Origin of the sequence: Sinorhizobium sp. CB7 (assembly GCF_041357635.1) — a bacterium.
Classification (GTDB): domain Bacteria; phylum Pseudomonadota; class Alphaproteobacteria; order Rhizobiales; family Rhizobiaceae; genus Rhizobium.
The window spans coordinates 308,714-331,497 of the sequence record NZ_JAULLL010000008.1 but is presented as its reverse complement, the minus strand read 5'-3'; the positions used below and the strand labels follow the sequence as shown (position 1 = coordinate 331,497).

Genomic DNA, 22,784 nt, shown 5'->3' with positions numbered 1-22,784 from the left:
GGACTGACCGGGCTCTATCACTTGCATAAGAAGTGGAGTGTCTCACCACCCATTTCAAGCCACGCAAAATGCCCGAATCGAACCAGACATGTCAGGCATTTGACAGCGAACGCAAAAACAACAGGAAACGCATCGCTGCATTGACGCTTACCGCATTCGGGCCCGGGATGGATACGCACCGGATAGCCAACGTTGGATTCATTCCATCATTGCCTCGATCCGATCACTTCGCAACGGCTGCAAGTGAGGTCCGAACCCCTTGCCACAACCCTTAACAGGAAACAGCATGGCTTTTCAAATAGAAAGGGGCTCGCCCCAGGCAAGCCCCTTATAAAAGTCAACGGTGGACAACCGCATCAGGCCGAAGCGTTTGCCTTTTCCTCCTGCCGGTCCGCATAAATGTAGAGCGGACGAGCGGAGCCGCGGACAACCTCTTCCGAAATGACGACTTCGCGAACACCTTCGAGAGCCGGCAGTTCGAACATGGTATCGAGCAGGATCTTTTCCATGATCGAGCGCAGGCCACGGGCGCCAGTCTTGCGGACGATGGCGCGGCGTGCGATCTCGCGCAGCGCGTCCTCGTGGAAGGTCAGCTCCACGTCTTCCATCTCGAACAGGCGCTGGTACTGCTTGACGAGCGCGTTCTTCGGCTCCGACAAAATCTGGATCAGCGCATCCTCGTCGAGATCCTCGAGCGTCGCCAGAACCGGCAGACGTCCGATGAACTCCGGAATGAGGCCGAATTTGACCAGATCTTCGGGCTCGAGCTCCCGCAATACTTCGCCGACACGGCGGTCGTCCGGAGCCTTCACCGTTGCGGCGAAACCGATCGAAGTTTTCTCGCCGCGAGCGGAGATGATCTTGTCGAGACCGGCAAAGGCACCGCCGCAGATAAACAGGATGTTCGTCGTGTCAACCTGCAGGAATTCCTGTTGCGGGTGCTTGCGACCGCCCTGCGGCGGGACGGAAGCGACCGTGCCTTCCATGATCTTCAGAAGCGCCTGCTGCACGCCTTCGCCCGAAACGTCACGGGTGATCGACGGATTGTCGGACTTGCGCGAGATCTTGTCGACTTCATCGATGTAAACGATGCCGCGCTGGGCACGCTCGACATTATAGTCGGCAGCCTGCAGCAGCTTCAGAATGATATTTTCGACGTCCTCGCCGACATAGCCGGCTTCCGTCAGCGTCGTTGCATCAGCCATTGTGAAGGGCACGTCGATGATGCGCGCCAGCGTCTGAGCCAGATAGGTCTTGCCGCAACCGGTCGGACCGACGAGCAAGATGTTCGACTTCGACAATTCGACATCGCCGTTCTTCGAGGCATGCGCCAGACGCTTGTAGTGGTTATGGACGGCAACGGACAGGATCTTCTTGGCCTGCTTCTGACCGATGACATATTCATCGAGAACCTTGATGATGTCCTGGGGCGTTGGAACGCCGTCACGGGACTTGACCATCGAGGACTTATTTTCCTCGCGGATGATGTCCATGCACAATTCGACACATTCATCGCAGATGAATACGGTCGGTCCGGCAATCAGCTTCCGAACTTCGTGCTGGCTCTTGCCGCAGAATGAACAATACAGGGTATTCTTGGAGTCACCGCCGTTGCTGCCGCTGACTTTGCTCATATCACTTTCCTTCCAGCACGCCGCATTTCGAGGTGAAATAGCGGTCCACTCAATCAGCCCGCCGACCTTGCTCCACTCATTGGAGCCCTCGCCGCCAAGGCTTCCCCGGGGGTACTGCTTAAACCCAGCCAATCATGTCCGGGCACCAGTGGCAACGAATTCCCCTTCGAATGCCGAGTGCTATGTCATAAAAACTCAACATAGCATTAATGGGTACTATTAGCGCGTTCCCTGCCAGATGAAACCCCTTGTTCGATCACAAATGGGATAGAACTGTGGCGAGGAAAACACCATCCCAATTAATCACTATCCTTCGCTGCCTTCGATTTCGACACGCGACGTCAATACCTTGTCGACCAGGCCCCAATCCTTCGCTTCGTCAGCGGACATGAAATGGTCGCGGTCGAGGGTCTGCTCGACTTCCTCATAGGTGCGGCCGCAATGCTTGACGTAGACTTCGTTCAGGCGGCGCTTCATCTTTATGATATCGCGGGCATGACGCTCGATGTCCGATGCCTGGCCCTGGAAGCCGCCCGACGGCTGGTGAACCATGATCCGGGAATTCGGCGTCGCAAAACGCATGTCCTTGTCTCCGGCTGCCAAGAGCAGCGAGCCCATCGAGGCAGCCTGACCGATGCACAGCGTGGAAACGGCCGGCTTGATGAACTGCATGGTATCGTAGATCGCCATGCCGGCGGTCACCACGCCGCCCGGCGAATTGATGTAAAGGGCGATCTCCTTTTTCGGATTTTCGGCCTCCAGGAAGAGAAGCTGCGCGCAGACGAGTGTAGCCATATGATCTTCCACTGGGCCTGTCAGGAATATGATGCGTTCCTTGAGAAGGCGCGAATAGATGTCATAAGACCGCTCACCGCGGTTGGTCTGCTCCACAACCATCGGCACCAGAGCCATAGCGGTATCGACTGGGTTTCTCATGTGCGTCCTTTGTCAACTCGTCCCGGTACGGAAAGCCGGAATCATAAAAACTGTCTCACCCCTACATAGAGTGTCCCTGCCCTGCACTTCAAGACACGCATAAGGATAACATTGACGGCTCCAGGCGTGGCGTGAAGCGGCCTGGGAATAATTCGGCCGTTTCTTTGCAAATGCACCTTAATGGCGGGTTACATCCGACGCCACCCACAGCTTTTCCCTGCCGCAGAGTGAAGGAAGGATGAACGCCTCCAGCGCACCGATCCCACCTGCGTATTCAAATCAGGCGTTTTTACCGCTCAGTTCACAAGAAGCAAATTTTTACCAGCCAGTTTAAGAAAGTCGCCAGTTTATTTGGTCATGATATGGCAGTCTTCGAGGAGGTCTGCCGTGTTCAATGTCCCAACCGGATTGTCAATCTGGTGTTCAGAGGCCCTGACGCTTGCCCTTGTCCTGTTCATGGCATGGCGCCATGACAGGAAGACCAATGCCTATCTCTTCTGGTGCCTCGGTTTCGCCCTGAGTGCTATCGGCTTTGCGCTGGTTGCCGCGCGCGGCCTCATCCCGAATTTCCTTTCGATCGAAATCGCCAATACGATCGCGCTTCTCGGACAAAGCGCATGGGTCGTGGGATTTCTCGCTCTTGACAGGAGGAAGCTCGAATGGTGGACACTGTTGCCTCCCGCGATCTGGCTTCTAGGCGTCTTCCTGCCCTGGATAAACGACAGTTTCGCCAACCGCGTCGCCCTCTACAATCTGGCTTCCACCGCGGGCGCCGCGGCGCTTTCGCTCTCGGTCGTACCCGTCAATGCCCATAGGGAAAAGACGCGGTTGATGCTTTCCATCATTTTCCTGACGCAGGCCGTCGTCTGCTTCGGCACGGCCCTCGCCATTGCGGTGATGCGCCCGTCCGACAAGCAGGCCGTCGACTTCGGCGGTGTGGCGGCGCTTGCCACGGCCTTCCTGCTCACGCTGGCATTTGCCCTGACGTTCCGCCTCGTCATGGAACGGTCGGAACGGCAATTGCGTGCACTCGCTGTCACGGACCCGCTGACCGGAGTGTTCAACCGACGCGGCCTCTTCGACCATTTCAACCGGGTACGGGACCATGCGCGCGCCAAAGGTGGCCTGGTCGCCATGCTGCTTTTCGATCTCGATCATTTCAAGCAGCTCAACGACGCGCATGGCCATCAGGCAGGTGACGTGGTGCTCGTTCACTTTGCAAGGGTCGCCCGACAGTTCATCCCGACCGGCTTCGGCCGGATGGGCGGCGAGGAATTCGCCGCCTTCGTCTATGTCAGGGATCAGTTTGAGGCCGAGGCGACCGCGGAAGCCGTGCGGATCGAATTCTGCCGTCTGCCGGTGTTGGCCGGCACGGCTCTCCTGTCACCGACCGTTAGTGTCGGCGTCGCCATGGCATCGGCCGCAGAGGCCGATTGCGACAAGCTGATTTCCGCCGCCGACCGCGCGCTTTATGCCGCAAAGGCGAACGGCCGCAATTGTTCGATTGTCTTCGGCGAGGCGGAGACGGCCGCACCGCCACCGGTCTCCCCGGATCCGCACGGCGGCGAGCTCGTGCCGACACTGGACGACCAAATCCATGCGCTAAAGCGGATCGGCACGCTTTCGCGGATGTGACCGGCTTTCCGTGGATGCACAAATCCGCTAATCCTCCGCATCATGATACCCTCCGTCCTCTCGATCGATCGCGCCAGGCGCCACGTCTCCCTCGACGGCCGCGATCCGGCCTTTTACGCCGATCCGAACAGCGTTTATGCCGCCCTGCATGCCCATTGTCCCACATTCTACTGGGAACAGCAGAAGCGGTGGTATTTCGTCAGTTACGAGCATGTGAACGCTTTGCTGCGGGACCGGCGGTTCGGTCGGCAAATCCTGCATATTGCCAGCCGCGACGAGGTCGGGATGTCAGATCCCTTGCCTCACCTTGCCCATTTCGATCTGGCGGAGCGGTATTCGCTACTGGAACTCGAACCGCCGGAACACACCCGGCTCAGAACGCTTGTCAACCGCGCCTTCGTTTCGCGCCATGTCGAAAAGATGAAACGGGAACTTTCGGAACTGGCCAACGGGCTCATCGACCGTTTCGAGCAAAAGGGCGAAGTGGAACTGCTATCTACCTTTGCGGATATCATCCCCGTCACCATGATCGCACGGATGATCGGTATTCCCGAGGAGATGGGACCACAGCTACTGAAATGGTCGCATGCCTATGTGCGCATGTACATGTTCGGCCGCACTCGGGAAGACGAAGACGCAGCCGATCAGGCGGCAAGGGAATTTGCCGACTATGTGAAATCGGTCATCGCGATGCGCCGCGCCGCGCCATGCGACGACCTGCTGACCCACATGATCCACACGGAGCACAAAGGGCAGTATCTGACGGAAGACGAACTGGTCTCGACGACGATCGTGCTGCTCAATGCCGGGCATGAGGCGACGGTCCATCAGATCGGCAATTCCGTTCGCGTTATCCTGGAGAGCGGTTATGACCCGGTGGACCTCTTCAAAGACGAGGCGACGACCGAGCGCACGATCGAGGAAGCCGTGCGCATCTGCGCGCCGGTTCACATCTTTCAGCGGTGGGCGCTGGAAGATGCCGAAATAGACGGAGTCTCTTTCAAACGCGGCGACAAGGTGGGCCTTATCCTGGCGGCAGCCAACCTGGATCCAGCGAAATTCAGCGATCCGCTCGTCTTCAAGCCCGACCGCAACGAGGCACCGAACCTCTCCTTCGGCGCCGGCATCCATTTCTGCATCGGCGCACCGCTGGCGCGGCTCGAGCTGAACGTCGTCCTGCCGATCCTCTTTCAGCGCCTACCGGGCCTTAAGCTTGCCAGGACGCCAACGGTCAAGGACGTCTATCATTTTCACGGCCTCGACCGATTGCATCTCGTTTGGTGAACATTTGCCGATGGGCGTCGCCCGGTTTCGCGCTCAGCCGTAGCGACCCGTAATATAGTCTTCCGTGCGCTTGTTGATCGGCGCCTGGAATATCTGGCTCGTGGGTCCGTACTCGATCATTTCGCCGAGATACATGAAGGCGGTCGTGTCGGAAATGCGGCTTGCCTGCTGCATATTGTGCGTGACGATGACGATGGTGAAATCGGCCTTCAACTGCGTGACCAGTTCCTCGACCTTGGCAGTCGAGATCGGGTCGAGCGCCGATGTCGGCTCGTCGAGCAGAAGCACTTCCGGGCGCAGGGCCACGGCGCGGGCAATGCAGAGGCGCTGCTGCTGACCGCCGGAGAGGCCAAGGCCGCTGCCCTTCAGCTTGTCCTTGACTTCATCCCAGAGTGCGGCCTGGCGCAGCGCCAGTTCGACGCGATCGTCCATCTCGGCACGCGACAATCTCTCATGGTGGCGGATACCGTAGGCGATATTGTCGTAGATCGACATCGGGAACGGCACCGGCTTCTGGAAGACCATGCCGACACGCGCGCGCAGGTCGTTCATCGGATAGTGGTCATCAAGAATATTGTCGCCATCGAGCGTCACCCTGCCGGTCGCGCGCTGCTTCGGATAGAGCATGTAGATCCGGTTCAGGATACGCAGCAGCGTGGACTTGCCACAGCCGGACGGGCCGATCAGCGCCGAGACCTTCTTTTCCGGAAAGCTGAGACTGACGCCTTTCAGGGAATGTTGATCGCCGTAGTAGAAGTTCACGTTGTCGAGGACCAGCTTGTGATCTTCCGAAATTGGGGGCTGTGGTCTGCTCTCGATTGTCTTTGCGGAGTCAAGCATCATCGTGCATTCCTACGGTTGAGTATAGCGCGTGATCCAACGCTGAGGAGGAGGACGAACAGGGCCATGATGAAAGCACCCGCCCAGGCGAGCGTATGCCATTCGTCATAGGGGCTCATGGCATACTGGAAGATGACCACCGGAATATTCGCCATCGGCTCGGTCACATCGGTCGTCCAGTACTGGTTGTTGAGGGCCGTGAAGAGCAATGGCGCTGTCTCACCGGAGATTCTGGCGATGGCCAGAAGGATGCCGGTCAGGATGCCGGTCGCGGCGGCCTTGTAGAGCACGTTGACCGTCACCTTCCAGCGTGGAATACCCAGAGAAAGGGCGGCCTCGCGCATGACATCAGGAACGAGCCGCAACATCTCATCCGTCGTGCGAACGACGACCGGCAAGAAGATGAAGGCGAGCGCAATGCCGCCGGCATAGCCGGAGAAATGGCCGGTCTGGCGGACGACGAGTTCATAGACGAAAAGGCCGATGATGATCGATGGAGCGCTCAGGAGGATGTCGTTGACGAAGCGGATGACCTCCCCGATCTTCTTGCCGCGGCTGTATTCGGCAAGATAAGTGCCCGCCGCCACGCCGATCGGCGTGCCGATCACGATGGCGAGGACGACCATGATCAGGCTGCCTGCGAAAGCGTTGGCCAGGCCACCGTCTTCACCGGGCGGCGGCGTCATTTCCGTAAAGAGCTTTGTGCTGAGCGCCGCAAAGCCATTGAGCAAGGTCGAGCCGAGAATCCAGACGAGGAATATCAGGCCGAGAGCGGTGGCGAGTGTCGCAAGCGTCAGCGCCACCATGCTCTTGATTTCGCGGTAGCGGTAAAGCGAATTCGAGGTGGTCATATCCTATTCCCCTCTTTGCTTTGCCATTCGCACGAGCATGACTTTTGCCAACGCCAGCACGATGAAGGTTACGACGAAAAGGATGAAGCCGAGCGCGATGAGCGACGAGAGGTAGATATCGGAATCGGCTTCGGTGAACTCGTTCGCGATGGCGGCCGCGATCGAGTTGCCTGGCTCCATCAGCGACACAGCGATGTTATGGGTGTTCCCAAGGACGAAGGTAACGGCCATCGTCTCACCGAGCGCGCGGCCAAGCCCTAGGAAGATGCCGCCGACCACCGCGGTGCGCGTATGCGGAATAACGATGTCGCGGACCACTTCCCACTTGGTGCTGCCGAGTGCGTAAGCCGATTCCTTGAGCTGCGGCGGCACGACCAGGAAGACATCACGCATGACCGATGAGATGTAGGGGATGATCATGATCGCCAGCACGATGCCCGACGTCAGCATGCCGATGCCAAGCGGCGCGCCGCTGAAAAGGGCACCGATGACCGGGAGAGGCCCGAGCCAGTCGATAAGGAAGGGCTGGATATAATCCGACATGAAGGGCGCGAAGGTAAACAACCCCCACATACCGTAGATGATGCTCGGAACGCCCGCGAGGAGTTCGATCGCTCCGCCGATCGGGCCGCGCAGCCAGCGGGGAGCGACTTCCGTGACGAAGATGGCGACGCCGAGACTGATTGGAACGCCGATGATCATGGCGAGTGCGGAGGTGACAAGCGTTCCGTAAATCGGAACGAGTGCGGCAAACTGCTGGCTGACGGGATCCCATATCGTGCCGTAGAGGAAACCGAAACCAAATGTCCTGAAGGCCAGAAGGCCGCCCCAGGCCATCGAGATGGCGGCGGCCAGAAGAGATACGAGCACGAAAAGCCCGCAGCCTAAGACAATCCAATAAAATACGCGGTCTCCGAAAGCGGATGTCCGCTTGCGGCCCGCTCCCTGTCCAGACAGGGACGGCGGTGCTAACGCTTCGCTCATGATGGTTCACTCACGTAACTTGCTGACAGTAGGTGCACATAGCAATCGGGCGGGAAGCACGCTTCCCGCCCGAACCTATTTCAGCAATCAGCCCTTGAATTGGGCTGTCCAGTAATCTTCGATCTGTTTTACGAGAGAGTCCGGAAGCGGAACGTAATCGAGGGCGGAAGCTTCCTTCTGGCCCTTTTCCAGCGCCCACTTGAAGAAGGCAAACGCGGCCTTGGAACGATCGGCGTCCTTCGGCTGCTTGTACATGATCGCCCAGGTGGTGGCGGTTACGGGCCAGGCCTTTTCGCCCGGAGCGTTGGTCATGATCAGGTAGAAATCCTGAGCCTTGCCCCATTCGGCGCTGGCGGCAGCGGCGGAGAAGCTTTCAGCATTCGGCTTGGGATACTTGCCGGCAGCGTTCTGGATCAGAACGTAGGGCAGCTTGTTCTGAAGAGCGTAGGCATATTCGACGTAACCGATCGAATCCTTGACTCGGGTGACATAAGCAGCAACGCCTTCGTTGCCCTTGCCGCCGATACCGACCGGCCAGTTGACGGCGGTGCCTTCGCCGACCTTGCTCTTCCAATCGTCGTTGACCTTGGAGAGATAGTTGGTCCAGTTGAAGGAGGTGCCCGAACCGTCCGAACGGTGAACGACGGCGATCTGGGAATCGGGAAGCTTCAGGCCAGGATTGAGGTCGGCAATCGCCTTGTCATTCCACTTGGTGACGTTGCCGAGGAAGATGTCCGCCAGGACCTTGCCGGAGAGCTTGAGTTCGCCGGACTTGATGCCCTTGACATTGATGACCGGAACGATGCCGCCGACGACCAGCGGAAACTGGCCGAAGCCGCCAGCCGTCAGGTCTTCAGGCTTCAGCGGAGCGTCGGAAGCGCCAAAATCAACGGTTGCAGCCTTGATCTGGGCAATACCGCCACCGGAACCGATGGACTGATAGTTGAGCTTATCGCCGGTCTGCTTGTTGTAGTCGGCCGACCACTTCGAAAGAACCGGATAGACGAAGGTGGAACCCGCTCCGGTAATGTCCGCTGCCGAGGCCGATGCGGCCAGCGCGGCTGCGAGACCGGCGGACAGGCAAAGTGAAAGGAGTTTCTGTTTGAGCATTTCTGACTCGCTTCCTTGAGGAAATGAAGGACAAACAGGAGTCGACGCATGGGGGTGGGGTATAGGCGCCAAAACTCCCGTCACAGCCAAGTCGGCTACGGCCGGAGTATTTCAGTTTTATGACAGTCCTGTGAATTCATGTGTCACGTCAGGATGCTACAGAGCAACCGTTGCGTTCATTTCTTAACGAAACGACTGCCTGATAAGACATTAACGAGAAATTCGGCCACAGATGAGACAAGGGGCGCGGTCGTTTGCCGCACCTTGTTAAATCGCTTTGGTGAAAACCAAACGCGCACAATTGCATAGCGGACCGTCGGACGATTGTGGAGAAGATTGGCAGCGACGGTGGCACGGCCGCGTTGGTGCTCGCCTTGCCTTGTATTGCGGAGTGAGGGGACCGTTGCAAGATTGCTCTACTGGCAAGGACCAACGGCGACCAGGTGCAGTTTGCTTTGCTATCAATGCGGGAAAATTGTCGAAGGTTGCACCGATCGTAAGGATCGTCGCGTAAAAGAGTATGTTGACGACGTCCCAGCCAGAACGCGCAACCATCCGCCGCTATTGGCCAGTCCTGGTCTTCGGCGTCGTGATCGGCAGCAGTACGGCAATGCTTTCCGCATGGGTCTGGCAAGCATGTTGAGCCTCGACGACAGCCTGCGCCTCAGTCTCCTGCCGCGCTCCATCAGCACGCCCTTCGCCATGTCGGTTTCCGGTACGATCGGAGGCGTCCCGGATCTGACCGCCGTCTTCGTGGTCATTACAGGCGTGTTCGGCGCCGCATTCGGACAGATCCTCCTGCGCGTTCTACCGCTGCGTTCGACACTTAGCCCGCGGCGCCCTGTTTGGCGTGGGCGCCCATGGCGCCGGTGTCGCGCGAGCGCATCAGATCGGCCGTGAGGAGGATCGGTCGCCGGGCTCGTCATGGTCATGGTCGGCCTGGCCAATATCTTTGCCGCCCCGCTGGTCGCCTGGATATTGCGCTGACCCGCGCCGCTTACAGTCGGATCACATAGTCCTTGCGAGTCGTTTCAACAACTTCCCAGCTTCCCTTGAAGCCGGGCCTCAGGATCATGCGATCCCCGGCCTTCAGATGAATGGCTTCGCCGCCGTCTTCCGTGACGATTGAATGGCCCGAGAGAATGCTGAAATATTCCCATTCGTCATAGGAAATCAGCCATTTTCCCGGTGTCGCCTCCCATACGCCGGCATAAAGGCCATCCGCCTCCTCCAAATTCCAGGTGCGGAACTTCGGGCTGCCGGAAATGACGCGGTCCGGATCGGGTTCGCCGATTTCCGGCGTCACTGCCTCGATATCGAAGGTGACGAATTTGCTCATGGCTGTCCTCAGATCTGCGCGAGTGATTGTTCGAGATCGGCGATGATATCCTTCACGTCCTCGATCCCGATCGACAGACGGACGACATCCGGTCCGGCTCCGGCGGCGATCTTCTGCTCGTCCGTCAGTTGCTTGTGCGTGGTAGAGGCCGGATGGATCACGAGGGAGCGCGTGTCGCCGATATTGGCAAGATGAGAGAAAAGTTCGAGCCCCTCGACGAGGGTCTTTCCGGCCCCGTATCCTCCCGCGAGTCCGAAGGTAAATACGGAACCCGCGCCTTTTGGCGAATAGCGTTGCTGCAAGGCGTGGTTCGGATCGTCCTCCAGTCCGGAATAATTCACCCAGGCAACCTTGCTGTGCGCCTTCAGCCATCCCGCGACCGCAAGCGCATTGTCGCAGTGGCGCTGCATACGGAGCGGCAGGGTCTCGATGCCGGTCAGAATCAGAAAGGCGTTGAAAGGCGAAATTGCCGGTCCCAGGTCGCGCAGTCCAAGCACGCGGCAGGCTATGGCAAAAGCGAAATTGCCGAAGGTCGCATCCAGCACGACACCGTTATATTCGGGACGCGGCGTCGACAGCATCGGGTAGTTGCCCGACGCCGACCAATCGAAGGTGCCGCCGTCGACGATCAGCCCGCCCATGGAATTGCCGTGACCGCCGAGGAACTTCGTCAAGGAATGCACGATGATGTCGGCACCATGTTCCAACGGTCGGATCAGGTAGGGGGTCGCCATCGTATTATCGACGATCAGCGGCAGGCCGTGCCTTTTGGCCACCTCGGCGATCGCTGCGATGTCCACGAAAGTGCCGCCGGGATTGGCAAGGCTTTCGATGAAGATAGCCCGCGTGCGCTCATTGATCTTGTTTTCGAAGGCTGCCGGCTCGAGGGGATCGGCCCAGCGGACCTCCCAACCGAAATTTGCGAAGGCGTGACCGAACTGATTGATCGAACCACCATAGAGCCTATTGGCGGCGACGAAATTGTCGCCAGGGCGCATGATCGTATGAAAGACAATCATTTGTGCAGCATGACCGGAGGCGACGGCGAGCGCTGCAGTCCCTCCTTCGAGTGCTGCGACGCGCTCTTCGAGCACGGCCTGCGTCGGATTCATGATGCGAGTGTAGATGTTGCCGAATTCCTGCAGCCCGAAGAGCGCTGCGGCATGGTCGGCATCGTTGAAGGTGTAGGCCGTCGTCTGGTAGATCGGCGTCGCCCGAGCGCCGGTGGTCGGATCCGGACGCGCTCCCGCATGAATTGCAAGCGTATCGAAGCCCGGATCATTCTTCGGCATCTGATTCTCCCCGTCATTCACCGTGGGAGGATCATAACGTCCGCCAATAAAGTTACAATTGCGGCGCCATCGCTTGCCGCTGGCTTTTCCCGGTCTTCAGGCGATCAGGCGCGGATATTCGATCGCCGGGCAACGGTTCATGACGACGCTTACTCCGGCCGCCTCCGCCTTGGCCGCGGCTGCATCGTCCCGCACTCCGAGCTGTGACCAGATCACGCTCGGCAACGACGGCAGGGCCAATACTTCGTCTACGATATCAGGCAGATATTGCGATGCGCGGAAGACATCGACCATGTCGATCTTGCCCGGAATGTCGGCAAGCCGCGCATAGACCTTTTGCCCATGGATCTCCTTGCCGGCCTGACCGGGATTGACCGGGATGACGTCATAGCCGCGCCCCAGAAGATATCCCATCACGCCGTTGCTTGGCCTTGCCGGATTGGGAGAGGCACCAAGAAGCGCTATCGACTTTACGGAGTGCAGGATCCCTGCCAGGTAGTCGTCATCGTAGCGATCGTGATTCATGCGTTCTTCCTTCCGAGTCGATCACAACTCCGTTTTTGCGTGATTTCGCTGAAACTGCGGAACCAATTCAGCGTATATAATAACGGACATATAAAAGGTGGCTGAAATGAAAAGAATTGCATTCGGTTTGGCCCTGATCCTGGCCGCATCGCCAGCTTTTGCAATATCACGCTACAACCCCATGACGCTGACCTGCGCGGAGGCCCGCAACGCTATCCGCAATGAAGGCGCGGTCGTTTTCCGCTACCCTTCAAAGAGGGTAAAGGGCATGACGCGGTTCGACCGCTACGTGCGTGACAACTATTATTGCGACGGCAAGAGCTACGCGGCTTGGACCTATATACCGACCCGTGACGATCCGAATTGTCCAGTTCTCAATTGCCAGAACAGGGACAATGTCGACGACCTGTTTATTTTACCGCGCAACAGTCTTTGATCGCAATCTCGCATTGCATAACTTCGGCCGGTCGTACATGTGGGCACAGCCACGGGCATTTGACGGATTACGACCGTGTAGTCGCCGAGCTTCGGGCTGCGCACGTCGGCATGTTTGCCCTCTGCTGGCCAGCGACGCCGATACCTACGAATGTTCTCCGTAGGTTTACATTTTGTTCATCCATTCATTAGAAACATCTCATAGTTGAGTTTAATTCACAAAGTGAACGTATTTAGTGCAGCTTAATTTCAAGCTTAAAAATTGATCACTCGATTAAGAAAAGCTATCAAAAGGAATAGCAACAAACAGCAACTACAGCGGATAAATCTTCGGAATGCACGTCGCACACCCTGCAAAGCATCGGCGATGCAGACAACCTTATTATTCTAGCCACGGATGGCTCCTACCTCTGCCGCTCTATTCCCCTTTCCACTGCGGGTGGCGCTTGCCGAGGAAGGCAGCAATGCCCTCTTCCGCATCACTGGTCAGCATGTTTTCGACCATGGTCCGCGCCGCATAGTCATAGGCGTCCTCTACCGCCATATCGATCTGACGGTAAAAGGCCTCCTTGCCAATCTTCAGCGTCAACGGCGATTTCGACGCAATCACGGAAGCATATTTGTTCACGACCTGGGTCAGATACTGCTTCGGCACGATGCGATTGACGAGGCCGAAATCCTTGGCGGTCGAAGCGTCGATCGTCTCGCCGGTCAAAAGCATTTCCATCGCCTGCTTGCGATGGGCCGCGCGGGAGACCGCGACCATGGGCGTCGAACAGAAGAGGCCAATATTGACGCCCGGCGTGCAGAAGGTCGAGGTATCCGTGCAGATGGCAAGATCGCAAGAGGCGACAAGCTGGCAGCCGGCGGCGGTGGCAAGTCCATCGATCTCGGCAATCACCGGCTTCGGCAGTTGCGTGATCTTCAGCATCAGTTCGGCGCAGAGACGGAACGTCTTTTCAAAGAAAAGCCGACCGCCGTCCTCATCGGCGCGATGGGCGGTCATCTCCTTCAGGTCATGGCCTGCGGAAAACACATTTCCCGTCGAGGCGATGACGACGGTCCGTATCTGAGCGTCCAACCCAGCCTTTTCCAGCCTCGCGATCAGAGCCGCCATCACCTCGCTCGACAGGGCATTGGCAGGTGGATTGTTGAGCGTGAGCCGAAGCACGCCATCACGAAATTCGGAAGCCAGAGGTCTAACCTCGCCTTCCTTACCAGCCTCTTTCTTGAAGGAAACGACTTCAGCCATGCTTAACTCCCCCATTGCGGCATTTGTGCTAAAGCTTTTGCACGAAGCGGCTCACTAGCGGCATGCCGAAAAGTGTACGCGGTTTTCGGGCGACATCGCGCTACTGACTTTTTATGTAGAGGCGGATTCAGATTTCAGGTCGATTCGACCTGAAATCATCCGACTCTAGAGCCAGAAAATATCGCAGCCTTGGGAGAATGCCAGAGATAACGCCGGTGATGACAATCGACGAGATCCATGCGTTTCTCGAGACAGATTTCCCGCAGATCCACACCGACGGCCGCAACTTCACCGTAACTGCGATCGAGCCGGGGCGCATCGTCATGCGGCTCGATCCTTCGGATCGCCATCTGCGGCCGGGCGGCACCGTCTCCGGCCCTACCCTTTTCACGTTCGCCGATGTCGGCGCCTATGTCGCCGTGCTTTCCCATATCGGCCCCGTGGCGCTTGCGGTGACAACCAATCTCACCATCAATTTCCTGCGCCTGCCCCGCCCGGCGCCACTCAGTTGCAGCTGCCGGATCCTCAAACTCGGTAAGCGCCTTGCCGTGATCGAAGCGTCAATTTATCAGGATAACGGCGAGGATTTGGTGGCGCACGCTACAGCAACCTATTCAATTCCGCCGAAATAAAATGTGGTATTATCGCACCACAGACATAACCTATTGATTTTCCTTTCTTCTTTTTCAGGCCATCCAAACCGATCGTCTTGACCTCTCTTTGCTTCCTCTTTATAAGCCGCGCCAGATTGCAGCCTTTCGGGGCTGCTTTCTTTTTGACGTGTCTTTGGGCCGTCAATCCAAGCAACAAGAAACGCCCTTGCCAGCCTACGGGCCAAGGGTTCAAGAGAGAGAATTATTATGGCAACCTTCTCCCAGAAGCCTGCAGAGGTGGAGAAGAAGTGGGTCGTCATCGATGCCGAAGGGCTCGTCGTTGGCCGTCTCGCTTCCATCATCGCCATGCGTCTGCGCGGCAAGCACAAGGCAACCTTCACGCCCCACGTTGACGACGGCGACAACGTCATCGTCATCAATGCCGAAAAGGTCGTTTTCACCGGCAAGAAGTATTCCGACAAGGTCTACTACTGGCACACCGGCTATGCCGGCGGCATCAAGGAGCGCACCGCTCGCCAGATCATCGAAGGCCGTTTCCCGGAGCGCGTCATCGAGAAGGCCGTTGAGCGCATGGTTCCGCGCGGCCCGCTCGGCCGCCGCCAGATGAAGAACCTGCGCGTCTATGCCGGCTCCAACCATCCTCATGAAGCACAGCAGCCGACCGTCCTCGACGTCGCCAAGCTGAACAAAAAGAACGTAAGGAGCGCCTGATAATGGCTGATCTCTCCTCCCTTAAGGATCTCGGCACGACTACCGAAGCGGCCGCCCAGCCGGTTCACGTCCGCAAGGTCGACTCGCTTGGCCGCTCCTATGCGACCGGCAAGCGCAAGGACGCCGTCGCCCGTGTTTGGGTCAAGGCCGGCTCCGGCAAGATCACCGTCAACGGCAAGGACTTCACGGCTTATTTCGCCCGTCCAGTCCTGCAGATGATCCTGCGCCAGCCGATCGTCGCTGCAGCGCGTGACGGTCAGTTCGACATCGTCGCGACCGTTGCCGGCGGCGGCCTTTCCGGCCAGGCCGGTGCCGTTCGCCACGGCCTCTCCAAAGCTCTGACCTACTTCGAGCCGGGCCTGCGCTCGGTGCTGAAGAAGGGCGGCTTCCTCACCCGCGACAGCCGCGTCGTCGAGCGTAAGAAGTACGGTAAGGCCAAGGCCCGCCGCTCTTTCCAGTTCTCCAAACGCTAAAGCGTTATGGGGGCGCAGTTCTCGAAGCATTAATCGCTTCCTGCCAAGGGAACCACGAAGGCCGGGCTTCTTGCTCGGCCTTTTTCTTTTGCGGTTTTCCTACATTCGCTGCATTGGTTAGGTCACCACTCCCATCGGAGGACCAAGCATGTCAGAGCATTCCTCATCCCGCCTGGCCGGAACGCCTACTCCGCCCTATTACGTCGTCGCTTTCTCCTCCCTCAGGACGGAGGGCGACAATGGATATGGTGCGATGGCCGAGAAAATGGTGAAGCTGGCCCTTCAACAACCAGGCTGTCTCGGCGTCGAAAGCGCTCGCGACCCAGACGGCTTCGGCATAACCAATTCCTTCTGGGCGGACGAGGAGAGCCTCAGAGCCTGGAAGCAGGTCGTGGATCATTTGGCCGCGCAGCGCCTCGGGCGCGAGCGCTGGTACGCGCAATACAAGGTTCGCATTGCACGGGTAGAACGCGACTACGGTTTCACCCTAGAGTCGGATGATTCCAGGTCGATTCGACCTGAAATCTGAATCCGCCTCTCAATCAAAAAGTTGGAGCGGGATGTCGCCCGAAAACCGCACACACTTTTCGGCATCCCGCTCTAAGCGAAGGAGCATCCCTTGGCGAACAAATCGATTGATCATGCCTTCATGGCAACGAGCCTTACCTCTGCCGCCGGCGATCCGACGTTTGCCGGCGCGCTTTCCTTCATGCGTCGCAGGTTCACCAAGGACCTCACCGGAGCCGACGTCGTTGTCTGGGGCATACCCTTCGACGCGGCCACTTCAAACCGGCCCGGCACACGTTTCGGTCCGCAGGCGATCCGGCGCGCCTCAGCGATCTTCGACAATGATCCCCAATATCCCTTCAATCGCGATCTCTTTGCGGAAATGGCAGTCATCGATTACGGCGACTGCCTGCTCGACTATGGCAACCATCACGAAACGCCTGCCACCATCGAGCGCCAGGCCAACACGCTTCTCGACAGCGGCGCCTTCCTCCTGACGCTCGGCGGCGACCATTACGTCACCTGGCCTCTATTGAAGGCTCATGCTGCCAAACACGGCCCCCTCGCCCTCGTCCAGTTCGATGCGCACCAGGATACCTGGTTCGATGACGACCGGCGCATCGATCACGGTTCCTTCGTTGCTCGCGCAGTCCGTGACGGCATCATCGATCCCGACCGCTCGATCCAAATCGGCATACGCACCCATGCGCCGGACGATTTCGGCCTCCATATCCTTCACGGCCATCAGGTCGAGGATATGAGCGCTGCCGATATCGCCTCGGCGATCATCTCGCACACCAAGGGCGCTCCCGCTTATCTCACCTTCGACATCGACTGTCTCGACCCGGCCTATGCTCCGGGCACCGGCACGCCAGTCTCCGGCGGCCCGTCGAGCGCAAAGATCCTTTCGGTTTTGCAGCGGTTGCACCAACTCGACATTCGCGGCGCCGACATCGTCGAGGTCTCTCCGCCCTACGATCATGCCGACATCACCGCCATTGCAGGGGCCACGGTCGCGATGTATATGCTGGGACTTCACGCCGAAAGGCGTGCGGCGGCGTCTTGAGCACCGTTATCATTTTGAATCAACTTCATGGCAGACTGATTCCGGAAAACCTTCCAACACGTTGAAAACGCGAGAAAGAAACATGGCACCGAAGATCTTCATCGATGGCGAACACGGAACCACGGGCTTGCAGATCCGCACGCGCATGGCCGGCCGCAGCGATGTCGAACTTCTGTCGATTCCGGAAGCCGAGCGGCGCAATGCCGCCATGCGCGAGGACATGCTGAACAGCGCCGACATCGCCATCCTCTGCCTGCCCGACGATGCCTCGAAGGAAGCCGTGCAGATGGTCGCCGGCAACAACAATGTCCGCGTGATCGACACGTCCACTGCCTTCCGTGTCAATCCAGGCTGGGCCTATGGCTTCGCAGAAATGGACAAGGAACAGGCGGACCGGATCAGGTCCGCCCGCTTCGTCGCCAATCCCGGTTGCTATCCGACGGGCGCGATCGGCCTTATCCGGCCACTTCGTGCCGCCGGCATCCTGCCGGACGGCTATCCGGTCACCATCAATGCCGTCTCCGGCTATACCGGCGGGGGCAAGCAGATGATCGCACAGATGGAAAATCCGGATCATGCGGATCCTATCACCGCACCGCATTTCCTTTACGGATTGACGCTCACTCATAAACATGTGCCGGAAATGACGACGCACGGCCTCCTCGACCGGGCGCCAATCTTTTCGCCGTCGGTCGGCAGGTTCCCGCAGGGCATGATCGTACAGGTACCGCTCCATCTCGACGATCTTGCCGAAGGTACCACGCTTGAAAGCATCCATGCGGCGCTGACAGCGCATTACGCTGGCCAGGGCATCGTGACAGTCGTACCGCTCGAAGAAAGCCATGCGCTGGCCCGCGTCGATGCGGTTGAGCTTGCCGGCAAGGACACGATGAAGCTGTTCGTCTTCGGAAAGCCGGGAGCCTCGCAGGTCAATCTGGTTGCCCTGCTCGACAATCTCGGCAAGGGCGCCTCGGGCGCTGCGGTCCAGAACATGGATCTGATGCTCGCCTCCTAAGCCTTCCAACGTTTCGGGCCGGAGTTTCATCGAATGACGCTGGACGCTCTCATTGCAGATCTGAGCGAGCGATTTTGGTCGTCCCTGCCTGATCACGGCGTCTATGCGCTTATTCTCTTTGCGTTTGTCGCAGGGCTCGCGCGCGGATTTTCGGGTTTTGGAGCGGCACTCATCTTCATCCCGCTTGGGGGTGCCATCGTCGGACCGAAGTTAATTTCACCCGTATTGCTTGTCATCGACAGCCTTGCGACGATTGGCATGATTCCTGGCGCATGGCGAAGCGCAAACCGACGCGAGGTCTTTACGATGGTCGTCGGCGCGGCTATCGGCGTTCCCGCCGGCACGGCCGCGCTGGCTCTCATGGATCCCCTGCTTCTGAGATGGATCATCACGATCATCGCCGCCGTCCTGCTGGCCCTGCTGATCTCGGGATGGCGCTATCATGGCCAACCGTCCGCACCGCTCGGCACAGGCGTCGGCTTCATCGCCGGCCTGTTCAGCGGAGCAGCACAGCTCGGGGGACCGCCGGTTGTCGCCTACTGGCTGGGCGGCAAGAGCCCGGTGGCCGTCGTCAGGGCAAATATTGTTCTCTATTTTGCAATTTCTTCCCTCTTCAGCGCCATCAGCTATTATGTCGGCGGCCTTTTTGTCGAGGCTGTCTTCGCGCTCACACTGATCATCCTGCCGAGCTATGCAGCAGGCCTTTACGGTGGCTCACTACTCTTCGGACTGGCGAAGGAATCCACCTTCCGCGCGATGTGCTATGTCCTCATCGGCTCGGCGGCGATCATCGGCATGCCGATGCTTGACGGATTTCTGCGCTGAGTGACCCTAATGCATGTCGCGCAAAAATGTGCAGCGGTTTTTGCGGCAACGACATGTATGAATGCGTGAATCTCTTTTCACGCGACAGGCTTTAGTCCAACACGAAAATCGATTCCGATAGTCAAAGTTGTGCGCTATGGTCTCCACAATGACGCGCCTCGATGAATTCATCAGCCGCCTGACCGCGCAAAGGGATATCCTCAACCACGTCGCGGCAAGAGGCGATCTGCCGCCGGGTCCGGTGCTTGAAATCGGGCTCGGCAACGGCCGCACCTACAGCCATCTGAAATTTCTCTTTCCTGACCGCCGCATCATCGCCTTCGACCGCGCGGTCGGCGCGCACACGACATGCCTACCGAAACCGGCGGACACGGTGCTCGGCGACATCCGTGAGACGACCGTGGCAATGGCCGGATGTAAGGCAGCACTCGCGCATGTCGATATCGGAACCGGATATCCGGAAAGAGATGCGTTCATCCGCGGGTGGCTGCCCGAACGTGTCCAAGCGATGGTCGCAACGGGTGGCTTCGTCGCAAGCGGACTGGACTTGCAACACGATCGCCTGATCGAATTGCCCAGGCTTCCGACTGTCGATGAAGGCCGATATTTCCTTTATCGGAAGGAATGATCCTACCCGGATCTGCTTCAATCCCTTTTCGCGATGAGCGTGGCATGTGGATATTCGCCGTAGAAGCCGCGCCAGTTCGCGACGGCGAAGCCAAAGACGACAAGCGCGCCCGCCTGGTGCAGCAAAGCCCAGTGCAGCGGCACCTGCAGGACGAGCGTGGTAACGCCTATCGCGGCCTGAAGCGTGACCAGCGCGAAAAGCACGACGGAGCGACGCGCATGGGTGGTTTGCGGCGCACGACGAAGCGACACGATCATGTTGACCAGAACGACGGCGAAAAGCACATAGGCGCCGATCCTGTGGACGAACTGCACCGTCTTTGGGTTCTCGAAGAGATTGATCCAGGCGGGCGTTTGAATGAAGAGGTCGGAGGGTATGACGGCGCCGTCCATCAGCGGCCATGTATTGTAGGAAAAGCCCGCATCAAGGCCTGCGACCAGGGCACCCAAATAGATCTGGAACAAAGTCAGCGCCGCGATGGCGGCGGCCATCGACTTCGAGCTTTTTGCCGGAGCGGGATCCGCGGAATGCGGCGAGAGGGCACGCATGATCCACATGCAGGAGGCAAAAATCAGGCATGCGATGATAAGGTGCGTCGCCAGCCGATATTGACTGACGTCGGTTCTGACCGAAAGCCCGGAAGACACCATCCACCATCCCACGGCCCCCTGGAAGCCGCCGAGGAGCAGGATACCGAGAAGCGGCATTCTGAGGCTGCGCTCTATGCGACCGGTGAGCCAGAAGACAAGAAGCGGCAGCGCGAAGATCACGCCGATGCCGCGGGCGATCAGCCGATGCGCCCACTCCCACCAGAAGATCCCCTTGAACTCATCGATCGTCATGCCGCTGTTGATCTGCTGATATTCCGGAATGCGTTGATAGAGCTTGAACTCCTCCTCCCACTCCGCGGCGCTGAGCGGAGGAATGACCCCGTGGATCGGCTGCCATTCGGTGATCGAAAGGCCGGAGTTGGTCAGCCGCGTGGCGCCGCCGACGAGCACGAGACAGAAGAGCGAAAGCAGCACGAAAGCGAGCCAGATCCGCACGGCCCGCCGATTGCGCGCCTGGCGCGCCACCTCGTTCAGTACCGCCTCTTCCGTCGTGATGTTCGCGACCGCCATGATTGCTCCTTTGTCGGCTGTTGATTTGCCTCACAGCCTCATGCAAAACAAGCCCTAAACCTTTGCGGCATGCCGTCGCGGCGGTTACCTGCGCTTCACTCGAAAGATATCCGATGCCCGTTCGCCTTCGCAAATTCATCGGCACGATCCTCATCATCTTCCTCGTGCTCTTCTATGCGCTGCTGGCAAATACGATCGCGGTGGCGACGCTCGGGAACGCCCCGTGGTGGGGGCATCTCCTCTATTTCTTGCTGAGCGGCCTGCTGTGGATCCTGCCCGCAATGGTCATCATCAAATGGATGGCTGGGCCGAAGCAATAATGAGACTGTTCGGCCCGTTAACGGCGCAATAACCCTGATTGGCGGAAAAGGTCCCCACAGGCTTCTGGTTTACACCAAATTACGGTCTTTGATCCTAACTTCCCCTCCGACGTTGCTGACCGGAGAGAGACCCTGTGCGTGCGCAGAAACTGGACTTCCAGATAGGACGGCCTGATCAAGGGAGCGCACTGCCGGCCGCTGCCCTTCTGCAATCCGCCGTTGCCGTGGAGCCTGCGGCTGGCGAATTGCGGATCGACTTGTTCAACGCCATGGAGCCGCTGGAGGCGGATTGGCGCTCGCTCGAAAGCGACGACTTTTGCTCTCTTCATCAAAGCTATGACTGGTGCTCTGCATGGACAAAGACCCACGGTTACCCGCTCGCGATACTGCGGGGGGTATGCGATGAAAAGACCCTGTTCATCCTGCCAATGGAAATTGTCGGCGGCAGGATGGGCAGGATCGCCCGTTTCATCGCGAGCGGTCACAGCAATATCAATACGGGGCTGTTCTCCGCTGAGTTTCTGAAGGCGGCGTCCGCCCTTTCCTCGACCGAACTCAGGACACGGATTGTCGATGCGCTGAAAGGCACCGCTGATCTGATCCTTCTCGAAAAGCTGGCGCTGAACTGGCGCGGTCGGGAAAGCCCTCTATCCGCCTTGCCTGCGATCGAGAACCAGAACCACGCCTTCCAACTGCCTTTTCTGGAGAATTTCGAGGCGACGCTGAAACAGGTGAACGCCAAGGGGCGGCGCAAGAAATTCCGCGTCCAGTCGAGGCGGCTCGAAGCCATCGGCGGCTACGAGCATGTGATCGCCGCCGCCGATGAGCAGCACGCTCTTCTTGATGTCTTTTTCCGTCAGAAGGCGGTTCGCTTCAAGGCGCTCGGCCTGCCGGACGTCTTCGATGAGCCGAAGGAGCGTGCCTTTTTCCACCTTCTGCTCGACGTCGACGTACGAAATGACAATTACATGCCGCTCGGACTGCATGCCTTGCGTCTCAAAGGCGAGCATGCCGGCAGTATCGTGGCTATCGCAGCGTTATCGCGCAAGGGCGGCCATGTCATATGCCAGTTCGCATCGATCGACCAGACGCTCGTTCCCGACACGAGCCCGGGTGAATTCCTGTTCTGGCTGATCATCTCGCATTTGCATCAGGAGAGTGTGGCGCTTTTCGACTTCGGCATCGGCGACCAGCTCTATAAGCGCTCATGGTGCCCGGTCGAAACAGTTCATCATGACGTCATCCTGCCGATATCGCCACGCGGACATCTGGCTGCTTTGGCGCAGAGGGCGACGACGCGGGCGAAGATTTTCATCAAGAAGAATCCGCGTATCTATTCCTTCATCCAGCGCCGGCGGGCATCAGGCCGGTAGCGCAGCGCTCCGGG

The 22,784-nt window shown here is 58.6% G+C and carries 24 protein-coding genes and 1 pseudogene; 14 read left to right on the top strand and 11 right to left on the bottom strand.

From position 1 onward, the window contains the following. Nucleotides 1-356 precede the first annotated feature (356 nt). Together clpX and clpP are read right to left on the bottom strand one after the other, a co-directional pair. A complete protein-coding gene (clpX, locus tag AAE029_RS17550) occupies nt 357-1,634 on the bottom strand; it encodes an ATP-dependent Clp protease ATP-binding subunit ClpX (RefSeq protein WP_371074143.1) in 1,278 nt (425 codons plus the stop codon). 306 nt (nt 1,635-1,940) lie between these two features. Then, the gene (clpP, locus tag AAE029_RS17545; RefSeq protein WP_371074142.1) at nt 1,941-2,570 is read right to left on the bottom strand and encodes an ATP-dependent Clp endopeptidase proteolytic subunit ClpP; all 630 of its coding nucleotides are present in this window, start codon (nt 2,568-2,570) and stop codon (nt 1,941-1,943) included. Between the two features lie 387 nt (nt 2,571-2,957). Between clpP and AAE029_RS17540 the strand changes: the two genes are divergently transcribed. Together AAE029_RS17540 and AAE029_RS17535 are read left to right on the top strand one after the other, a co-directional pair. Then, nucleotides 2,958-4,205: a GGDEF domain-containing protein gene (locus AAE029_RS17540; RefSeq protein ID WP_371074141.1), complete on the top strand. Its 1,248-nt coding sequence runs from the start codon at nt 2,958-2,960 to the stop codon at nt 4,203-4,205. A gap of 39 nt (nt 4,206-4,244) precedes the next feature. Then, complete coding sequence (locus AAE029_RS17535; RefSeq protein WP_371074171.1) at nt 4,245-5,489, top strand: cytochrome P450; 1,245 nt, start codon at nt 4,245-4,247, stop codon at nt 5,487-5,489. A gap of 33 nt (nt 5,490-5,522) precedes the next feature. Here the strand turns inward: AAE029_RS17535 and pstB are convergent, their stop codons facing one another. From pstB to pstS, 4 genes are all read right to left on the bottom strand, one after another. After that, nucleotides 5,523-6,332: a phosphate ABC transporter ATP-binding protein PstB gene (gene pstB, locus AAE029_RS17530; protein WP_371074140.1), complete on the bottom strand. Its 810-nt coding sequence runs from the start codon at nt 6,330-6,332 to the stop codon at nt 5,523-5,525. Beyond that, complete coding sequence (pstA, locus tag AAE029_RS17525) at nt 6,329-7,180, bottom strand: phosphate ABC transporter permease PstA (protein ID WP_371074139.1); 852 nt, start codon at nt 7,178-7,180, stop codon at nt 6,329-6,331. Before pstA ends, pstB begins: the two co-directional genes overlap by 4 nt. Before the next feature lie 3 nt (nt 7,181-7,183). After that, the gene (gene pstC, locus AAE029_RS17520; protein WP_371074138.1) at nt 7,184-8,164 is read right to left on the bottom strand and encodes a phosphate ABC transporter permease subunit PstC; all 981 of its coding nucleotides are present in this window, start codon (nt 8,162-8,164) and stop codon (nt 7,184-7,186) included. 87 nt (nt 8,165-8,251) lie between these two features. Beyond that, the gene (pstS, locus tag AAE029_RS17515) at nt 8,252-9,274 is read right to left on the bottom strand and encodes a phosphate ABC transporter substrate-binding protein PstS (protein ID WP_371074137.1); all 1,023 of its coding nucleotides are present in this window, start codon (nt 9,272-9,274) and stop codon (nt 8,252-8,254) included. A 541-nt stretch (nt 9,275-9,815) separates the two neighbouring features. Here pstS and AAE029_RS17510 point away from each other — a divergent pair. Continuing rightward, a pseudogene (locus AAE029_RS17510) lies at nt 9,816-10,261 on the top strand (LrgB family protein); the annotation flags it as partial. A 10-nt stretch (nt 10,262-10,271) separates the two neighbouring features. Here the strand turns inward: AAE029_RS17510 and AAE029_RS17505 are convergent. The 3 genes from AAE029_RS17505 to AAE029_RS17495 all read right to left on the bottom strand — a co-directional run bounded on the left by AAE029_RS17505 (nt 10,272) and on the right by AAE029_RS17495 (nt 12,430). Then, a complete protein-coding gene (locus AAE029_RS17505) occupies nt 10,272-10,613 on the bottom strand; it encodes a cupin domain-containing protein (protein WP_371074136.1) in 342 nt (113 codons plus the stop codon). A gap of 8 nt (nt 10,614-10,621) precedes the next feature. Continuing rightward, nucleotides 10,622-11,905, bottom strand: a complete 1,284-nt coding sequence (locus AAE029_RS17500; protein WP_371074135.1) for an O-acetylhomoserine aminocarboxypropyltransferase — start codon at nt 11,903-11,905, stop codon at nt 10,622-10,624. Between the two features lie 96 nt (nt 11,906-12,001). Beyond that, nucleotides 12,002-12,430, bottom strand: a complete 429-nt coding sequence (locus tag AAE029_RS17495; protein ID WP_371074134.1) for a CoA-binding protein — start codon at nt 12,428-12,430, stop codon at nt 12,002-12,004. A 106-nt stretch (nt 12,431-12,536) separates the two neighbouring features. On the opposite strand from AAE029_RS17495, the gene AAE029_RS17490 reads away from it, so the two are divergent. Continuing rightward, nucleotides 12,537-12,866, top strand: a complete 330-nt coding sequence (locus tag AAE029_RS17490; protein ID WP_371074133.1) for a hypothetical protein — start codon at nt 12,537-12,539, stop codon at nt 12,864-12,866. A gap of 417 nt (nt 12,867-13,283) precedes the next feature. Here the strand turns inward: AAE029_RS17490 and AAE029_RS17485 are convergent, their stop codons facing one another. Beyond that, on the bottom strand, nt 13,284-14,117 hold the full coding sequence (locus AAE029_RS17485) for an enoyl-CoA hydratase (protein ID WP_371074132.1): 834 nt from the start codon (nt 14,115-14,117) through the stop codon (nt 13,284-13,286). Nucleotides 14,118-14,314: 197 nt separating this feature from the next. Between AAE029_RS17485 and AAE029_RS17480 the strand changes: the two genes are divergently transcribed. The 8 genes from AAE029_RS17480 to AAE029_RS17445 all read left to right on the top strand — a co-directional run bounded on the left by AAE029_RS17480 (nt 14,315) and on the right by AAE029_RS17445 (nt 19,956). Then, nucleotides 14,315-14,749 (top strand): PaaI family thioesterase, encoded by a 435-nt coding sequence (locus AAE029_RS17480; protein WP_371074131.1) that lies wholly within the window; start codon nt 14,315-14,317, stop codon nt 14,747-14,749. Nucleotides 14,750-14,977: 228 nt separating this feature from the next. Further along, a complete protein-coding gene (gene rplM / locus AAE029_RS17475; protein ID WP_371074130.1) occupies nt 14,978-15,442 on the top strand; it encodes a 50S ribosomal protein L13 in 465 nt (154 codons plus the stop codon). Nucleotides 15,443-15,444: 2 nt separating this feature from the next. Next, nucleotides 15,445-15,915 carry a 30S ribosomal protein S9 gene (gene rpsI, locus AAE029_RS17470; protein WP_371074129.1) on the top strand — a complete coding sequence of 157 codons (471 nt, stop codon included), beginning with the start codon at nt 15,445-15,447 and terminating at the stop codon, nt 15,913-15,915. A gap of 148 nt (nt 15,916-16,063) precedes the next feature. Then, entirely contained in the window at nt 16,064-16,444 is a 381-nt protein-coding gene (locus AAE029_RS17465) for an antibiotic biosynthesis monooxygenase (protein ID WP_371074128.1), read from the top strand. Nucleotides 16,445-16,534: 90 nt separating this feature from the next. Next, on the top strand, nt 16,535-17,488 hold the full coding sequence (speB, locus tag AAE029_RS17460; RefSeq protein WP_371074127.1) for an agmatinase: 954 nt from the start codon (nt 16,535-16,537) through the stop codon (nt 17,486-17,488). A gap of 82 nt (nt 17,489-17,570) precedes the next feature. Beyond that, nucleotides 17,571-18,503: an N-acetyl-gamma-glutamyl-phosphate reductase gene (gene argC / locus AAE029_RS17455; RefSeq protein WP_371074126.1), complete on the top strand. Its 933-nt coding sequence runs from the start codon at nt 17,571-17,573 to the stop codon at nt 18,501-18,503. Nucleotides 18,504-18,536: 33 nt separating this feature from the next. Then, nucleotides 18,537-19,328: a sulfite exporter TauE/SafE family protein gene (locus tag AAE029_RS17450; RefSeq protein ID WP_371074125.1), complete on the top strand. Its 792-nt coding sequence runs from the start codon at nt 18,537-18,539 to the stop codon at nt 19,326-19,328. A gap of 148 nt (nt 19,329-19,476) precedes the next feature. Then, a complete protein-coding gene (locus AAE029_RS17445; protein ID WP_371074124.1) occupies nt 19,477-19,956 on the top strand; it encodes a class I SAM-dependent methyltransferase in 480 nt (159 codons plus the stop codon). A 17-nt stretch (nt 19,957-19,973) separates the two neighbouring features. Here AAE029_RS17445 and AAE029_RS17440 read toward each other — a convergent pair whose 3' ends face one another. Beyond that, nucleotides 19,974-21,077 (bottom strand): COX15/CtaA family protein, encoded by a 1,104-nt coding sequence (locus AAE029_RS17440; protein WP_371074123.1) that lies wholly within the window; start codon nt 21,075-21,077, stop codon nt 19,974-19,976. A 113-nt stretch (nt 21,078-21,190) separates the two neighbouring features. Between AAE029_RS17440 and AAE029_RS17435 the strand changes: the two genes are divergently transcribed. Both AAE029_RS17435 and AAE029_RS17430 read left to right on the top strand, forming a co-directional pair. Continuing rightward, complete coding sequence (locus AAE029_RS17435) at nt 21,191-21,397, top strand: DUF2842 domain-containing protein (RefSeq protein WP_371074122.1); 207 nt, start codon at nt 21,191-21,193, stop codon at nt 21,395-21,397. A 134-nt stretch (nt 21,398-21,531) separates the two neighbouring features. Then, nucleotides 21,532-22,770 carry a GNAT family N-acetyltransferase gene (locus AAE029_RS17430; RefSeq protein WP_371074121.1) on the top strand — a complete coding sequence of 413 codons (1,239 nt, stop codon included), beginning with the start codon at nt 21,532-21,534 and terminating at the stop codon, nt 22,768-22,770. Nucleotides 22,771-22,784 lie beyond the last annotated feature (14 nt).

Excerpts from the sequence above, each read along its gene's own strand:
- AAE029_RS17435 (WP_371074122.1), top strand. The coding sequence starts at position 21,191 with ATGCCCGTTCGCCTTCGCAAATTCATCGGCACGATCCTCATCATCTTC.
- AAE029_RS17500 (WP_371074135.1), bottom strand. The coding sequence starts at position 11,905 with ATGCCGAAGAATGATCCGGGCTTCGATACGCTTGCAATTCATGCGGGA.
- AAE029_RS17495 (WP_371074134.1), bottom strand. The coding sequence starts at position 12,430 with ATGAATCACGATCGCTACGATGACGACTACCTGGCAGGGATCCTGCAC.
- AAE029_RS17450 (WP_371074125.1), top strand. The coding sequence starts at position 18,537 with ATGACGCTGGACGCTCTCATTGCAGATCTGAGCGAGCGATTTTGGTCG.
- clpX (WP_371074143.1), bottom strand. The coding sequence starts at position 1,634 with ATGAGCAAAGTCAGCGGCAGCAACGGCGGTGACTCCAAGAATACCCTG.
- rplM (WP_371074130.1), top strand. The coding sequence starts at position 14,978 with ATGGCAACCTTCTCCCAGAAGCCTGCAGAGGTGGAGAAGAAGTGGGTC.
- clpP (WP_371074142.1), bottom strand. The coding sequence starts at position 2,570 with ATGAGAAACCCAGTCGATACCGCTATGGCTCTGGTGCCGATGGTTGTG.
- pstB (WP_371074140.1), bottom strand. The coding sequence starts at position 6,332 with ATGATGCTTGACTCCGCAAAGACAATCGAGAGCAGACCACAGCCCCCA.
- AAE029_RS17490 (WP_371074133.1), top strand. The coding sequence starts at position 12,537 with ATGAAAAGAATTGCATTCGGTTTGGCCCTGATCCTGGCCGCATCGCCA.
- AAE029_RS17505 (WP_371074136.1), bottom strand. The coding sequence starts at position 10,613 with ATGAGCAAATTCGTCACCTTCGATATCGAGGCAGTGACGCCGGAAATC.
- rpsI (WP_371074129.1), top strand. The coding sequence starts at position 15,445 with ATGGCTGATCTCTCCTCCCTTAAGGATCTCGGCACGACTACCGAAGCG.
- pstS (WP_371074137.1), bottom strand. The coding sequence starts at position 9,274 with ATGCTCAAACAGAAACTCCTTTCACTTTGCCTGTCCGCCGGTCTCGCA.
- AAE029_RS17440 (WP_371074123.1), bottom strand. The coding sequence starts at position 21,077 with ATGGCGGTCGCGAACATCACGACGGAAGAGGCGGTACTGAACGAGGTG.
- argC (WP_371074126.1), top strand. The coding sequence starts at position 17,571 with ATGGCACCGAAGATCTTCATCGATGGCGAACACGGAACCACGGGCTTG.
- pstA (WP_371074139.1), bottom strand. The coding sequence starts at position 7,180 with ATGACCACCTCGAATTCGCTTTACCGCTACCGCGAAATCAAGAGCATG.
- AAE029_RS17445 (WP_371074124.1), top strand. The coding sequence starts at position 19,477 with ATGACGCGCCTCGATGAATTCATCAGCCGCCTGACCGCGCAAAGGGAT.
- AAE029_RS17465 (WP_371074128.1), top strand. The coding sequence starts at position 16,064 with ATGTCAGAGCATTCCTCATCCCGCCTGGCCGGAACGCCTACTCCGCCC.
- AAE029_RS17480 (WP_371074131.1), top strand. The coding sequence starts at position 14,315 with ATGCCAGAGATAACGCCGGTGATGACAATCGACGAGATCCATGCGTTT.
- pstC (WP_371074138.1), bottom strand. The coding sequence starts at position 8,164 with ATGAGCGAAGCGTTAGCACCGCCGTCCCTGTCTGGACAGGGAGCGGGC.
- AAE029_RS17485 (WP_371074132.1), bottom strand. The coding sequence starts at position 14,117 with ATGGCTGAAGTCGTTTCCTTCAAGAAAGAGGCTGGTAAGGAAGGCGAG.